12 protein-coding genes, 3 tRNA genes and 1 riboswitch are annotated in these 14248 nt (G+C 71.4%); of the genes, 11 read left to right on the forward strand and 4 right to left on the reverse strand.

Going from position 1 to position 14248, the window contains the following annotated elements:
* Positions 1–28: 28 nt before the first annotated feature.
* Positions 29–958: a sigma-70 family RNA polymerase sigma factor gene (locus ACFWE2_RS12700; protein ID WP_377224587.1), complete on the reverse strand. Its 930-nt coding sequence runs from the start codon at positions 956–958 to the stop codon at positions 29–31.
* A 96-nt stretch (positions 959–1054) separates the two neighbouring features.
* Here ACFWE2_RS12700 and ACFWE2_RS12705 point away from each other — a divergent pair, with 96 nt between their 5' ends.
* Entirely contained in the window at positions 1055–1570 is a 516-nt protein-coding gene (locus ACFWE2_RS12705; protein WP_377224588.1) for a carboxymuconolactone decarboxylase family protein, read from the forward strand.
* A gap of 115 nt (positions 1571–1685) precedes the next feature.
* Here the strand turns inward: ACFWE2_RS12705 and rarD are convergent, their stop codons facing one another.
* Positions 1686–2588 (reverse strand): EamA family transporter RarD, encoded by a 903-nt coding sequence (rarD, locus tag ACFWE2_RS12710; protein WP_377224589.1) that lies wholly within the window; start codon positions 2586–2588, stop codon positions 1686–1688.
* Positions 2589–2718: 130 nt separating this feature from the next.
* On the opposite strand from rarD, the gene ACFWE2_RS12715 reads away from it, so the two are divergent.
* From ACFWE2_RS12715 to ACFWE2_RS12745, 7 genes are all read left to right on the forward strand, one after another.
* Positions 2719–2800 (forward strand) — tRNA-Tyr (locus ACFWE2_RS12715).
* 213 nt (positions 2801–3013) lie between these two features.
* A tRNA-Thr gene (locus tag ACFWE2_RS12720) sits at positions 3014–3086 on the forward strand.
* 87 nt (positions 3087–3173) lie between these two features.
* Positions 3174–3250: transfer RNA gene (locus ACFWE2_RS12725), tRNA-Met, on the forward strand.
* Positions 3251–3334: 84 nt separating this feature from the next.
* Complete coding sequence (rpmG, locus tag ACFWE2_RS12730; RefSeq protein ID WP_013837798.1) at positions 3335–3505, forward strand: 50S ribosomal protein L33; 171 nt, start codon at positions 3335–3337, stop codon at positions 3503–3505.
* A gap of 25 nt (positions 3506–3530) precedes the next feature.
* Positions 3531–4016 carry a MaoC family dehydratase N-terminal domain-containing protein gene (locus tag ACFWE2_RS12735; RefSeq protein ID WP_377224590.1) on the forward strand — a complete coding sequence of 162 codons (486 nt, stop codon included), beginning with the start codon at positions 3531–3533 and terminating at the stop codon, positions 4014–4016.
* The gene (locus tag ACFWE2_RS12740) at positions 4013–4435 is read left to right on the forward strand and encodes a MaoC/PaaZ C-terminal domain-containing protein (protein WP_377224591.1); all 423 of its coding nucleotides are present in this window, start codon (positions 4013–4015) and stop codon (positions 4433–4435) included. The genes ACFWE2_RS12735 and ACFWE2_RS12740 overlap by 4 nt, the downstream gene beginning before the upstream one ends.
* Positions 4436–4543: 108 nt before the next feature.
* Positions 4544–6787 (forward strand): N-acetylmuramoyl-L-alanine amidase, encoded by a 2244-nt coding sequence (locus ACFWE2_RS12745; RefSeq protein WP_377224592.1) that lies wholly within the window; start codon positions 4544–4546, stop codon positions 6785–6787.
* Positions 6788–6926: 139 nt separating this feature from the next.
* Here the strand turns inward: ACFWE2_RS12745 and ACFWE2_RS12750 are convergent, their stop codons facing one another.
* Positions 6927–8273: a C39 family peptidase gene (locus ACFWE2_RS12750; protein ID WP_377224593.1), complete on the reverse strand. Its 1347-nt coding sequence runs from the start codon at positions 8271–8273 to the stop codon at positions 6927–6929.
* A 111-nt stretch (positions 8274–8384) separates the two neighbouring features.
* Positions 8385–8490: riboswitch (TPP riboswitch) on the forward strand.
* Here ACFWE2_RS12750 and thiC point away from each other — a divergent pair.
* Complete coding sequence (thiC, locus tag ACFWE2_RS12755; protein WP_377224594.1) at positions 8485–10278, forward strand: phosphomethylpyrimidine synthase ThiC; 1794 nt, start codon at positions 8485–8487, stop codon at positions 10276–10278. It overlaps the preceding riboswitch by 6 nt.
* A gap of 80 nt (positions 10279–10358) precedes the next feature.
* Here thiC and ACFWE2_RS12760 read toward each other — a convergent pair whose 3' ends face one another.
* Positions 10359–11480: a LacI family DNA-binding transcriptional regulator gene (locus tag ACFWE2_RS12760; protein ID WP_377224595.1), complete on the reverse strand. Its 1122-nt coding sequence runs from the start codon at positions 11478–11480 to the stop codon at positions 10359–10361.
* Between the two features lie 112 nt (positions 11481–11592).
* On the opposite strand from ACFWE2_RS12760, the gene ACFWE2_RS12765 reads away from it, so the two are divergent.
* Both ACFWE2_RS12765 and ACFWE2_RS12770 read left to right on the forward strand, forming a co-directional pair.
* Entirely contained in the window at positions 11593–12837 is a 1245-nt protein-coding gene (locus tag ACFWE2_RS12765; protein ID WP_377224596.1) for an MFS transporter, read from the forward strand.
* Positions 12838–12994: 157 nt separating this feature from the next.
* Entirely contained in the window at positions 12995–14188 is a 1194-nt protein-coding gene (locus ACFWE2_RS12770; RefSeq protein ID WP_377224597.1) for a UDP-N-acetylmuramate dehydrogenase, read from the forward strand.
* The last annotated feature ends 60 nt before the right edge of the window (positions 14189–14248 follow it).

A 14248-nucleotide genomic window follows, 5' to 3' on the forward strand; every position in this document is an offset into this window, starting at 1 on the left:
GCCACCGTCACCGCACGGCCGCGGGCGGTCAGCCCAGCAGCTCCACACCCAGCACGGCGATGGCGGCCGGGTCGCCCACCAGGTCGACGGAGGCGATGCGCCCGTCGTGCACGACCACCGCGAACACGGCGCGCGGCGTGCCGCCCGGCGCCCACGTGAACCCGACGGAGCCGCCGACGAGCGCGGGCACGGCGCCTCCCGCCCGTCCCCGGAAGGACTCCGCGACCGCCGCGGCCCCGCGCACCTCGCGCGCCAGCAGGGGAGCGCCCTTGTCGGCGGACGCGGCAGCCGTCTCGACGGCGGACTGGTCGGCCCGCAGGACCACGTCGGGTGCGAGCACGGCCAGCAGTCCCGCGAGGTCACCCGTGCGGGACGCCATGAGGAACGCCTCGACCACCTGCCGGTCGGTCCGGGTCTCGGCGGGGGTCCGGGAGCCGGCCCCGTCCTGAGCCGTCGCACCGGACTGCACCCGCCGCCGTCCGCGGCTCGCGAGCTGACGTGACGCGGCGACCGAGCGGCCCAGCACCGGTGCTATCTGCTCGTAGGGGACGGCGAACAGGTCGTGCAGCACGAACGCCAGGCGTTCGGCCGGGTCCAGGCTCTGCAGCACGATCTGCATGGCCAGCCCGACGACGTCGGCCAGCTCCGCCTCCTGTGCGGGGTCCGGGACGTCGTCGTGGGGGAGCTCGGGCCCCACGTCGTCGGCCAGGCCCGACGGCAGCGGCGCCTCGCGCCGGGTCGAGCGGGAGCGGAGCATGTCGAGGCAGATCCGGCCGGTGACGGTGGTCAGCCAGGCGGCGAGGTTGTCGATCTCGGCGTCGCCGGTGCGGTTCAGGCGCAGCCAGGCCTCCTGCAGCGCGTCGTCGGCGTCGTCGGGGTTGCCGAGCATCCGGTAGGCGACCGCACGCAGGCGGGGGCGGTGCTGTTCGAAGGCGGTGGCCAGCTCGTCGGGGTTCATCCGTCACATCCTCGTTCTCGGGGTCGTCAGGAGTGTGACGGCGCGCAGGGCGCCGATGTGACCGGCCGGACCTCCGGCCACGACGAGAGGACCGCGATGACCACCGAGACCACCCCCGACTTCGCCCCCGAAGCCCCCACCACCCCGCACCTGCGCACGCTGACGGCCCGGATGAAGAACCCGGCGATGGTGGTGCCCGGCGCGGTGAAGGCCCTGTACGGCCTGGGCCAGTCGGTCCAGGGGCAGGGCGTGTCGGCGAGCACGCTGGAGCTCGTGCACCTCCGGGTCAGCCAGATCAACGGCTGCGGCTGGTGCATCGACTACGGGATGCGCGCGGCACGCAAGGCGGGCGAGTCGGAGGACCGGCTCGCGGCGGTGTCGGCGTGGCGCGAGTCGCCGTTCCTGTCGGACGCCGAGTGCGCGGCGCTCGCGCTCGCGGAGGCGATGACCCGCATCGCCGACAGCTCCGACCCTGTGCCCGACGACGTGTGGGCAGGCGCCACCCGGTACTACGACGAGCAGGCGCTCGCCGCGCTGGTGCTGCACATCGCGGTGACCAACGTGTACAACCGCCTGAACGTCACGGTCCGCCAGGTCCCGGGAACCATGTAACCCTCCCTGATCCCTCGCCAGGTCGTCAGGGTGAGAACGGGGTTGTGTTCCGCACCGGCCCTGCAGGGCACATGACCCCGTTCTCGCCGCCCGCTCGGACCGGCGGCCGGCCGGTTCAGTCCAGCCTCGGCCGCGGCGTCCGCCGAGCCTGCCGGATCCCGTCCACCGTGAGCAGCACCAGCGCCACCCACACCAGCACGAACCCGGCCCAGCGCGCAGCTGGCATGTGCTCGCCGAACACGAGCAGCCCCGTCAGGAACTGGAGGGCGGGAGCCAGGTACTGCAGCATCCCGACCACGGAGAGGGGCAGACGCCGCGCAGCCGCCCCGAACATGAGCAGCGGCAGGGCTGTCACGATGCCGGTCGACATGAGCAGGAGCGCGTGCCCGGTGCCGTGCCCGGTGAACGTCCCGGAGCTGCCGAGCCAGAGGAGGTAGCCGAGCGCGAACGGGGTGGCGACAGCCGTCTCGACGGCCAGGCCGGGCAGCGCCGCCACGGTACGGCCCACGCGGTTCTTCACGAGCCCGTACAGGCCGAACGACAGCGCGAGGCACAGCGAGATCCACGGCAGGCCGCCGAGCGCTGTGGACAGCACGACCACCGACGCGGCACCGAAGGCGATGGCCGTCCACTGTGCCGGCCGCAGCCGTTCCCGCAGCACCAGCACGCCGAGCAGCACGGTGACGATCGGGTTGATGAAGTAACCCAGCGCGGCGTCGAGCACGCGGTCGCTGAGCACGGCGTACACGTACACGACCCAGTTGACGACGATCAGCGCCGCCGCGACGGCGAACGTGCCCAGGAGGCGCGGCGAACGCAGGGCGGTGCGGAAGTCGCCGAGCTGGCGCAGGGCGGCGAGCGCGATCAGGCAGAAGAGCAGGCTCCACACGATGCGGTGCGCCACGATCTCCAGGGGACCCGCCGGCTGCAGCAGCGGGAAGAACAGCGGCATCCCGCCCCAGAGCAGGTAGGCGCCGATGCCGAGGGGCAGACCCCAGCGGTCTTGTTGTTGTGTCACGCCGTCACGATAGGTCCCGCACGTCGGCCCGGATCACGGCAGGACCTTCCTGTGGGGCGCGTCACCAGGCCGAGGCGTCTTTTCGATTTCTCGCCGGAGCAGGTTGGGGGCTATGGTTGGGTCCGTTCGCGGCGGGTTACCCGAGCGGCCAAAGGGGGCTGACTGTAAATCAGCTGGCACAGCCTACGGGGGTTCGAATCCCTCACCCGCCACCGCGACGGACAGGGCGTCATCCTCAGGGATGGCGCCCTGTTCTCGTTCCCGGCCGACCGATCTCACCGGTCCGCCCAGCAACGGACCGATGTCGGCGCAGCCGCTCAAGGCTCTCCACGGGGCGCACCAGGAGGGCTTCCGGACGGCGCGGCACAACTCACACCCGATTCGATTTCACGCCAGGCCGGAGGGCATGTAGAGTCTTCCTCGCCGCCCCGATAGCTCAGTCGGCAGAGCATCTCCATGGTAAGGAGAAGGTCAAGGGTTCGATTCCCTTTCGGGGCTCTGTGATCGACGCGGGGTCGTCCGTTTCTCTCAGCAGTGATACTGGGGAGGGAGCAACGGCGGACGGCCTCGCGTTCAGTCACGCGCGGCGGGGTAGCTCAGCTGGTCAGAGCGCACGACTCATAATCGTGAGGTCGCGGGTTCGAGCCCCGCCCTCGCTACCAAAGCAAGTACATCCGTTCGGCGTCCTGTGCCGGACGACGAGAAGACACATGGCGCCTCCCTCTCGAGGCGCGGAGGTGAGAGCCATGGCAAGCAAGAGTGCGGACGTCCGCCCGAAGATCACGCTCGCATGCGTGGACTGCAAGGAGCGGAACTACATCACCAAGAAGAACCGTCGTAACGACCCCGACCGCCTGGAGCTGGCGAAGTTCTGCCCGCGCTGCGGCAAGCACACGTCGCACCGCGAGACTCGCTGAGTCTCGGTAGCCAGCTCATACCGACGTGGCGAACGCTGACTTCGAGGGCCGGGTCTACCCGCCCAACGCTCCCTACTCCGTAGGCCGCGAGAAGATCCGAGAGTTCGCCGGCGCAGTCGGTGCCACGCACCCCGCGCACCACGATCTCGTGGCGGCGCGGGGTTCTGGCTATCCGGACCTGGTCGCCCCGCCGACGTTCGCCGTGGTCGTCGCGCAGCGCGCGGAGTCGCAGTACATCAGCGATCCCGAGGCCGACATCGACTTCTCCCGCGTGGTGCACGCGGACGAGCGCTTCACGCACCACCGCCCGATCGTCGCAGGCGACGAGCTGACGACGGTGCTGCACGTGGACCGGGTCGTTTCCCGCGGGGCCATCAGCATGGTGACCACACGCTGCGAGATCTACGCGATACCGGAGAGCATCGAGGTGCCGTCCCCCGAGGCCGACAGCGTCGGCGAGCCCGTCGCGACCGTCACGTCGACGCTCGCGATCCGAGGTGCGGACGCATGAGCCGCCCCGACATCGCCGACCTCGCGGTGGGCGACGTGATCGGCACCCGCATGGTCACCTTCGACCGCGCGGCCCTCGTCCGCTACGCCGGTGCGAGCGGCGACCTCAACCCGATCCACTGGAACGACAAGGTGGCTCAGGGCGCCGGCCTGCCCGGCGTGATCGCGCACGGCATGCTCACCATGGGCACCGTGGTCGGCCTGGTCTCGGACTGGGCGGGCGACCCGGGCGCCGTCGTCGACTACCAGACACGGTTCACCAAGCCCGTCGAGGTGCCCAACCCGGGCAGCGCGTCGGTCGACGTCACGGGCACGATCGGCGTGATCGACACCGAGGCGGGCACCGTCCGCGTGGACCTCGCCGTCACCGTCGACGGGGCAAAGGTCCTGGGGCGTACCCAGGTGCTCGTCCGCCTCTGACGCTCGGCGTCCCCGCTCCAGGATTTAACCCGCGGGTCTTTCCGTGCGCTCCTGGATCGGGTGTGATTCTCTCGTCCCCCAAAGCAGCGCTTACGAGAGGATCTCCGCGTGACGTCACGACGGCGCAGCACAGCTCTGGCCGCAGCGGCCGGGCTGCTTCTTCCACTCATACCGCTCTCGGCGGCCGACGCTGCCCCGACGGCTGCGTCCGACGGCGGCACGGTCGCGTGCGCCGCCGTCCTTGCCGCCGGCTCGCTCGACGAGGCGTTCTCGGCGGCGGCCGAGGCCACCGGAGTGCCGGTGGACCTGCTCAAGGCCGTGTCCTACATGGAGTCGCGCTGGGACCAGCACGCCGGCCAGGCCAGCGTCGACGGTGGGTACGGCGTGTTCAACCTCGCGGGCGACCACGGGCCCGGTCATGCGCACGGCGACGGCCTTCCGCTGTCGGACGTCAACGACAAGGCGGGCCCGGCACGCGAGGGCACCCCCGAGCTCGTCCTCGCGGCCAGGCTCACCGGCCTCAGCGAGGAGGCCCTGAAGTCCGGGTCACGGGCCAACGTGTGCGGTGGTGCGGCCCTGCTCGCGTCGTACCAGGCGCAGGCGGTACGCGACGGCGCCGCCGAGGCCGGAACAGCGTCGGACGACCTGGAGGAGTGGGAGAACGCGGTGTCCCGCATGAGTGACGTCGAGGGTTTCGCTACACGGGTGTACACAATCCTCAGGGAGGGTGCGGGCGTGACCACCCCCGCCGACGGCGCGGTGATCCTCACGGGTAACCGGGACGTCGTGGTGCCACGGGCGTCGAGCACGAGCGACCCGGGGGCCGACTGCCCCGAGGAGCTCGGCTGCGAGTGGCTGCCGGCGCCCTACGAGAAGGACTCGCCGGACCTGCCCGACAACACGGGGAGCTACGGCAACCACGACCAGGCCGACCGCACCGGCGCGGGCGGCCCGTCGCTCGACTACATCCTGATCCACGACACCGAGACCGCCTACCAGCCCTCGGTCAACCTGGTGCTGGACCAGTCCTACCTGGCCTGGAACTACACGCTGCGCTCCTCGGACGGGCACGTCGCGAACCACCTCGACCCGGCCGACATCGGCTGGCACGCGGGCAACTGGTTCCTGAACATGCACTCGATCGGCCTGGAGCACGAGGGCTGGGCCGGCACGGGTGCCTGGTACACGGAGGCGATGTACCAGGCGTCGGCGGACCTGGTCCGGCACCTGGCGGCGGAGCACGACATCCCGCTCGACCGGGCGCACGTCATCGGGCACGACCAGGTGCCGGGCACCCTGCCCGGGTCCACCAAGAACGTGCACTGGGACCCGGGCCCCTACTGGGACTGGGACCACTACTTCGAGCTGCTCGGTGCCCCGATCGGCGGCGACCTGGAGGCGACGACGAACGTCGCGCCCGGCGACGTGGTCGAGGTGCGCACCGGGTACGCCGACAACCCGAACCCCGTGACGGGCTGCGAGGAGGCGTCGCCGGGCTCGGGCGCGTGCGTAGCCGGCGCCGGGACGAACTTCCGGTACCTGTACCAGTCGCCGTCGGCCGACGCGCCGCTGGCGAAGGACCCGGGCTGGAAGCCGGACGGGTCGGACGGGACCACGTACGCGAGCGACGTGAGCGCGCGCGTGCAGTCGGGGCACAAGCTCGTCGTCGACCAGGTTGTGGGTGACTGGCTGGGCGTGTGGTGGGCCGGTTCGCTGGCCTGGCTGCACAACCCCGCCGAGCGCCCGGTGGTGGTGCCGGCGACGGCGAAGACGGTCACGGTCGCCGGCGACGCCCCGGCGCCGGTCTTCGGCAGGGCCTACCCGGAGGCGGCGGCCTACGAGAAGTATCCGGGCGTCCCGGTGCAGCCGGTCACGCCGATCGAGTACCGCGTGGGCGTGGACCAGACGTACGCGGTGGCCGACGACCACGTCGCGTCCGACTACTACCGGGCCGCCACGTTCGACGGCACGGGGCCGGGCGACCGCACGGTGGTACGCGGCGACGACGTGTACTACCAGCTCTGGTTTGCGCACCGGTACGTCTTCGTCAACGCGGCGGACGTCGAGATCCACGATCCCGTGGTGGCGGACGTGACCGGGCCGAGCATCGAGGGCCAGGCCAGGCCGGGGAAGGTCCTGCGGGCGGACGCCGGCACGTACCTCCCGGGCGAGGCGGACGTCGAGTACCGCTGGCTGCGCGACGGCGAACCGGTGCGCTGGGCGAAGGGTGACCGGTACCTGGTGAGCGGCCTTGACCGGGGCGCTGAGCTGACCGTGCAGGTGACGGTCTCGGCAGACGGCTACACGGAGGCGACGTACACCTCGGAACCGAGGGAGGTCGCGGGCCGATAGGGCGGCCGCGGGGCGACAGTACGCACGCGGGGTGCGTTGCGCTCGGTAGACCTTGTCTACTCTGCGCAACGCACCCCGCGCGTACTGTCCTTCCCTGTCGCGACCGGCACCTGTCGCAGCCGGCGCGATCGATGACCGGCTACCAGTTCGGCGTGACGCCCGGCATGTTGGCCGGCAGCTTCACGTTCTTCGGGTGGTAGACGTACGTGACGCCGTCGGTCGACGTCTGCCACACGCGCTCGAAGTTCTCCCGCGTGTAGACGACCCGCACCTCGTCGTTGCTCGCCTTGTTCGGGTCGTTGATGATCGGGTCACCGTCCGCCGTGAACCCGACCAGCACGACGAGGTGCCCCGGGGTGCTGTAGCCGGCCTCGGGCATCTCCGCCTCGTCGAAGTTGATCGAGAAGGTGAGCGGGATACCCGCCTCGATGAACTTCTCGGCCTCCGCGAGGGAGCGCAGCCGGGTCACGAACGACTTCAGCCCGAACGTGCTGGCGTAGGCGGCGTTGAACGGCCAGTTGCCCGCACCCTCGTACGCGTAGTCCCAGGTGTTGATCGCGGCGTAGGCGACCTGCGGGTCACCGTTCGGCGCCACGATGTCCGCCAGCTCCTCGGCCGGCACCTCGCGTCCGTAGGAGTAGATCACCATCGTGGACGACGTCGGCGAGCACCACACCTGGCCGCCGCCCCCGAACTCGGGGTATTCGCCTTGGTGGATGAGCTGGCTGTACTGCGGCACGTCGAGCGACACCTCGCGCCCGAGCGTGAAGTCGCTGGTGCCCGTGTAGTGCTCGTCGGGCAGGTTCTCGCTGGTCATGGTGCTCACCGACGCCAGGCGCGGCGAGGTCCGGGCGCCCTCGGGCCGGTACAGCCGGACCCGGGTCTGGAACGCGTCCGGCTCGAAGCCCGCCCGTGCGACGAACGTGTCGGTGAACAGGGCCGCGTCGGTGTCGCCCTGGCCGTTCAAGGACGTGCGGTGGATGTCCCCGACGCTCCCGTCGGCGGGCGTGAACTCGTCGCCCGACGCCCAGCGGCCCATCACGAACCACTTGGTCCAGGTCCCGTCGGCCTTGCGGCCGCGGAACTCCGTCTCGACCCAGGTGCCCGCGGGCGTGTCCGTGTTCCAGGAGGGGACGGCCTGCTTGATCGGGTACCCGACCTCGACGACGGGCGACGTCCACGTGCCGGTCTCGTACGTGACGGGTGTGCCGTCGCCGAACGGGTCCGTGTAGTCGACGAGGTCGCCACCGCGGGGCAGGAAGAGCCCGCCGCGGACGTCGAACCGGAGCCCGTCACGTTCGCCCGTGAGCAGCTCCCGGCGCCCGTCCCAGGAGGTCAGGGTGATCTGGTTGTCCGACGCCGCAGGGCTCACCGCCGGCGCTCCCGTCGCCGACACCGCACCTGCCACGATCCCTGCCTGGACCACGAGCGCCCCCGTGGCCGCCAACGCGAACGCCCTCGTTCGCAGGTTGTTCCGTACCGGCATTCCAGCCTCCCTGTCCCGGGCTCCCTGCTGGGGTGAGCGAGCCGTCCGGCCTTGCTTATCACGGTCGTCGGCGGGGCAGAAGGAAAGTGCCGGACAGTGCTAACCTCGGCGGCGATCCCACGGGTGCCTCACGCAGGGGCTGAGATCGGGCTGTACGGCCCGGGACCGTTGAACCTGTCCGGTTAACACCGGCGTAGGAAGCAGGAGTCTCATGATGGAGAAGTCCCAGTCCCGCACGCTCGCGTACCAGTACGAGCGCGACAACGAGCACGACGGCGGGTACAGCACACCGCAGGACGAAGGTCTCCGGGTGCCGGTCACGGAGATCACGCTGGCGCCGTCGCCCGACGGCACCCCCAACGAGCCGGTCCGGGTCTACCGCACGCAGGGCCCAGGCTCCGACCCGGTCCGCGGCCTCGCGCCGGCCCGCGAACCCTGGGTCGTGGCGCGCGGGGACACCGAGGAGTACGACGGCCGCGATCGGGCACTGGCCGACGACGGGCGCGGCGCGCTGCGCCGCGGCGCCGCCAGCCAGGAATGGCAGGGTGAACGACGCCGGCCGCGCCGGGCGCTCCCCGGCCGGACCGTCACCCAGATGCACTACGCACGCCAGGGCGTGATCACGCCCGAGATGCGGTTCGTCGCGGTGCGCGAGGGCTGCGACGTCGAGCTGGTGCGCAGCGAGGTAGCCGCCGGCCGGGCGATCATCCCGAACAACGTGAACCACCCGGAGTCGGAGCCGATGATCATCGGCAGGGCGTTCCTGGTGAAGGTCAACGCGAACATCGGCAACTCCGCCGTCCACAGCTCCATCGCGGAGGAGGTGGAGAAGCTTGAGTGGGCCACCAAGTGGGGTGCCGACACCGTCATGGACCTGTCAACGGGCGACGACATCCACACCACGCGCGAATGGCTCATGCGGAACTCGCCGGTGCCCATCGGCACCGTGCCGATCTACCAGGCCCTGGAGAAGGTCAACGGCGACGCCGGCGCGCTGACCTGGGAGATCTACCGCGACACGGTGATCGAGCAGTGCGAGCAGGGTGTCGACTACATGACCGTGCACGCCGGCGTGCTGCTGCGGTACGTGCCGCTCACCGCCGACCGGGTCACGGGCATCGTCTCGCGCGGCGGGTCGATCATGGCCGGCTGGTGCCTGGCGCACCACCAGGAGAACTTCCTCTACACGCACTTCGACGAGCTCTGCGAGATCTTCGCCCGGTACGACGTCGCCTTCTCCCTCGGCGACGGCCTGCGGCCGGGCTCGCTCGCCGACGCGAACGACGCCGCGCAGTTCGCCGAGCTCGACACCCTCGCCGAGCTGACGAAGCGGGCCTGGGCCCACGACGTCCAGGTGATGGTCGAGGGGCCCGGACACGTGCCGTTCCACCTGGTGCGCGAGAACGTGGAGCGGCAGCAGGAGCTCTGCGACGGCGCCCCGTTCTACACGCTCGGCCCGCTCGTGACCGACATCGCACCGGGGTACGACCACATCACCTCGGCGATCGGCGCCACCGAGATCGCCCGGTACGGCACCGCGATGCTCTGCTACGTCACGCCCAAGGAGCACCTCGGCCTGCCCAACCGCGACGACGTGCGCACCGGCGTGGTGACCTACAAGATCGCCGCGCACGCCGCCGACGTCGCCAAGGGCCACCCCGGCGCCCGCGACCGCGACGACGCCCTGTCCAAGGCCCGCTTCGAGTTCCGCTGGCGGGACCAGTTCAACCTGTCGCTCGACCCGGAGCTCGCGGAGTCGTACCACGACGAGACCCTGCCGGCCGAGGCCGCCAAGACCGCGCACTTCTGCTCGATGTGCGGGCCCAAGTTCTGCTCGATGCGGATCTCGCAGGACATCCGCGACGAGTTCGGCGGGGCACGGGACCAGGCGGCGCTCGCGGACGCGGCGTCGGCCGCCGCCGCGGACGGCATGGCCCAGAAGTCCGCGGAGTTCCGCGAGCGGGGCGGCGAGGTCTACCTCCCGGCCCCAACCCTCCGCCCCTGACCCACCGTTGAGTGCTGGATATTTGTGGGCCGGCGCCTGCTGAAGCCGCAAATATCCAGCACTCAACGCGGAGGGTCAGGTCAGGTCAGGTCGGGGACCGGGCCCGTCGTGGTGCCCTCGACCAGATTCACGGGCAGCACCACCGACTCCGGCTCCTCGCCGGCCAGCAGCGCGATGACGGCCAGACCGAGCGCCCGGCCCTTCTCGACGAGCGGCTGATGCACGCTGGTCAGCACGTCGGGGGAGAGCCACGGCAGGTCGAGACCGTCGAACCCGGCCACCGAGACGTCCTCGGGCACCCGCAGCCCGAGCTCGCGGGCGGCGATCACGGCGCCGGCGGCGAGCAGGTCGGAATGGGCGACGATCGCCGTCGGACGGTCCCGTGCGGGTGCCCACTCGGACAGGATCTCGGTGGCGGCGTCGCGCCCGTGCTCCACGAGCGAGGCGGGCGTCTCCCACGACATGACGGGTTCGATGACGTCCCGCACGCCGGCCAGCCGGTTGCGGGTCGGCGTGCGCTCGGCCGCGGCGAGCCGGTCGGCGTCGACCAGCCCGGACCGTTCGTCCCGCCCGAACGGCAGCGTGATCTCCGCGATCCGCGTGTGCCCGAGCTCGACGAGGTGTCGCACCGCGTCGGCGGCCCCGCGCCGGTCCTCGACGCCCACCACCGGCACGCCGGACACCTCCTGCCCCTCGCCGACCACGACGGGCACGCCCCGCCGCTGCAGCGCGGCGAGGTTCGGGTCGTCCTTCAGGGTGCCCCAGACGAGCACGGCGACGTCCATGGCGGCGGCCTCGACCAGCGGGTCGACGGCGGGCGGGAGCCCCGCCTCGGCGGCGAGAGAGACGGACTGCGCGGTGGCGCCCTGCGGCATACCCGGCACGAGCAGCACGCCGAGGCCCTGCTCACCGATCGCGGAGACCAGGCCGTGCAGCACCTGGGTGGAGACCGGGTCGCGGAACGACCTGCCGAGCTGGTCACCGATCACCACACCGACGATCCCGGAGCGACCCGACCGGAGCTGCCGGCCCAGGGGGTTGGGCCCCGAGTACTCGAGCTCACGGGCGGCGGCCAGCACCTTCTCCCGGGTCTCGGGGGTGATCGGGCCGGCTCCGGAGAACGCGAGCGACGCGGTGGAGACGGAGACACCGGCCAGCTCGGCGACCCGCGCGAGGGTCGGTCGTACGGTCTGGCGGGTCATCGCGGGTCCTTGTCTCTCACCTCGGCACCAGTGGTGCGGAGCCCAGGAATCTGCTGGGCTGATCCCAGATTGTGGCTTACGGTCGGGAGATTCAACCGCACCAAGGAGTTCCGTGCCTACTGCACACGCCGCCGCTCGCGCGGTCTTCGTCGTCTTCGCCGCCAGCGGGTTCGCTTTCGCGAGCTGGGCATCACGCCTCCCGGCCGTCCGGGACGGTCTGTCCTTCTCCGAGCAGGAGATGGGTCTGCTTCTGCTGACAGGGTCCATCGGCTCGGTCGCCGCCATCCCGCTCTCGGGGCTCGTCGCCGAGCGGTTCGGTACCGCGCGGACGGTGGTCGCCTTCGCGTCCCTCGTGGTGGCGGGGCTGGTGGTGGCGGGCTACGGCGTCGTGATCGACGCCCACCTCGCGGTGCGGCTCGGCCTCGTCGTGTTCGGGGTGGGCGCCGGTGTCTGGGACGCCGCGATGAATCTCGAGGGCGCTGCGGTGGAGCAGCGCCTCGGTCGCGCGGTCATGCCGATCTTCCACGCCGGGTTCTCGTTCGGAACGGTGATCGGTGCCGGGATCGGCGCACTCGTCGCCACCATGGGCGTCCCGGTGATCTGGCACATCGTCACGGCGGGGGCCGTCGCCCTCCTGTCGGTGCTGATCGCGGTCCGCTACTTCTCGCCGAGCGTGGTCTCGGCGGCCGTGCCGCACGGCGTACCCGCCGCCGACGTTGGCAGCGCGGACGGCGCCGACCCGGGAGCGATGACCCCGCCGACGTCGGGCCTGGCGGGACTTCTCGCCGCCTGGCGGGAGCCGCGCACGCTGGCGATCGGGCTCGTGGTGCTCGCCGCCGCCCTGACCGAGGGCGTCGCCAACGACTGGGTGAGCCTCGCGGTGGTGGACGGGTTCGGCACGTCCGACGGGATGGGGGCCGTCGGGCTCGCCGTCTTCCTGACCGCCATGACCACCGCCCGGCTCGCGGGGACGCGGGCCATCGACCGGTTCGGACGGGTGCCGGTGCTCGTGCTCTCCGCGTTGCTGGCGTTCGTGGGTGTGCTGACGTTCGCGCTGGTCCCGGTCCTGTGGGTGGCGCTGATCGGCGTCGGCCTGTGGGGCCTTGGCGCGGCGATGGGTTTCCCGATGGGGATGAGCGCGGCGTCCGACGAGCCGAAGCGCGCCGCCATGCGGGTGGCCGCGGTCTCGACCATCGCGTACACGGCGTTCTTCGTGGGGCCGCCGCTCATCGGTTTCGTCGCGCACGCCACGGGCTACCGGCTGGCGGTCCTCGTCCTGCTCGTCCCGATGGTGCTCGGCCTGGTCGTCGCCCGGTCGGTCCGGCCGCTGCCCACCGCGGCCGGTGTGAAGAGGTAGTGCAGGGAGACGGGCGCACGGCTTCGGCGGCGGGGCCCGTCAGGACGGGCATTGAACACGTCTGCCGACACCAAAAGGTTCCAGAACTGGCAGACATCACCCACGGCATGTCGAAGATGTGCACAAATCCAACGCGACAGGTAGATAGGCTTGCACGGTGAGCCCATACCCGGCAGACACCGTCCAGGCGCAAGCGGTGGCCCCAAGCCTCGCCGACCTCACCACACTCCGCGTGGGTGGCCCGGCAGCCTCGTACGTCGAGGCCGAGGAAGAGGCTGCACTGATCGAGGCGGTGAGCACCGCCGACGACGACGGTGTGCCGCTGCTGGTCGTGGGTGGCGGCTCCAACCTGCTGGTGGCTGACGAAGGTTTTGACGGTCTCGTCGTGCGTGACACCCGCAGCGGCATCGCCGTCGAGTCGGACGACTCCTGTGGCGGCGCCGTGGTGAGCGCCCCCGCCGGCCAGAACTGGGACGAGCTCGTGGAGCGCGCCGTCGCCGAGGGCTGGGTGGGCGTCGAGTCGCTGTCGGGCATCCCCGGGACGGTGGGCGCGGCCCCGGTGCAGAACATCGGTGCCTACGGTCAGGAGCTGTCCGGCGTGGTCTCGCTGGTCCGCACGTGGGACCGGGGCGAGCGGCGGGTACGCACCTTCTCCGTCGGGCAGCTCGACTTCGGGTACCGCACCTCGCTGCTCAAGCGTTCGATGCACAGCGAGGGCCGGGACGAGGACCCGCGTGCCCCCTGGTACCCGTCGCCGCGCTACGTGGTGCTGGACGTGCAGTTCCAGTTCCGCCTCGGGACCCTCTCCGCGCCCGTCGGCTACGGCGAGCTGGCCCGTCGTCTGGGTGTCGAGGTGGGACAGCGCGCCCCGATGAGGGAGGTCCGCGAGACCGTGCTGGGGCTGCGTGGCGGCAAGGGCATGCTGCTCGACCGCCCGCCCTTCGGCGCGGAGCCGGACCACGACCGCTGGAACTCCGGGTCGTTCTTCACCAATCCGGTGATCCCCGTCGAGCACCTCGCGCACCTGCCGGAGGACGCCCCTCGCTACCCCGTCCGTTCGTCGACGCCGGAGACCAGCACTGGCCCGAGCCTCGGTGCGATCGACCCGACCCTCGTCAAGACCAGCGCCGCCTGGCTCATCGAGCGGGCCGGCTTCGGCAAGGGTTTCGGCCTGGCGGGGGAGCACAGCCCGGCGCGGCTGTCGACCAAGCACACGCTCGCGATGACCAACCGTGGCGGCGCCCGGGCCGAGGACGTCGTGGCCCTGGCCCGCGCCGTGCGCGACGGGGTCCGCGACCGGTTCGGCGTGACCCTGGTCCCGGAGACCGTACTGGTGGGCGTCTCCCTCTGACCCCCCCCGCGCCGAGATAGAACCGCGCCGAGGTAGAACTCTGGCGAAGTAGAACCGCAG

It is taken from the genome of Promicromonospora sp. NPDC060271, assembly GCF_042726755.1.
Classification (GTDB): Bacteria; Actinomycetota; Actinomycetes; order Actinomycetales; family Cellulomonadaceae; genus Promicromonospora.

Coding starts and splice junctions, on each gene's coding strand:
- ACFWE2_RS12750 (WP_377224593.1), bottom strand. CDS start 8,273: ATGCCGGTACGGAACAACCTGCGAACGAGGGCGTTCGCGTTGGCGGCC.
- ACFWE2_RS12740 (WP_377224591.1), top strand. CDS start 4,013: ATGAGCCGCCCCGACATCGCCGACCTCGCGGTGGGCGACGTGATCGGC.
- ACFWE2_RS12760 (WP_377224595.1), bottom strand. CDS start 11,480: ATGACCCGCCAGACCGTACGACCGACCCTCGCGCGGGTCGCCGAGCTG.
- thiC (WP_377224594.1), top strand. CDS start 8,485: ATGATGGAGAAGTCCCAGTCCCGCACGCTCGCGTACCAGTACGAGCGC.
- rpmG (WP_013837798.1), top strand. CDS start 3,335: ATGGCAAGCAAGAGTGCGGACGTCCGCCCGAAGATCACGCTCGCATGC.
- ACFWE2_RS12705 (WP_377224588.1), top strand. CDS start 1,055: ATGACCACCGAGACCACCCCCGACTTCGCCCCCGAAGCCCCCACCACC.
- ACFWE2_RS12700 (WP_377224587.1), bottom strand. CDS start 958: ATGAACCCCGACGAGCTGGCCACCGCCTTCGAACAGCACCGCCCCCGC.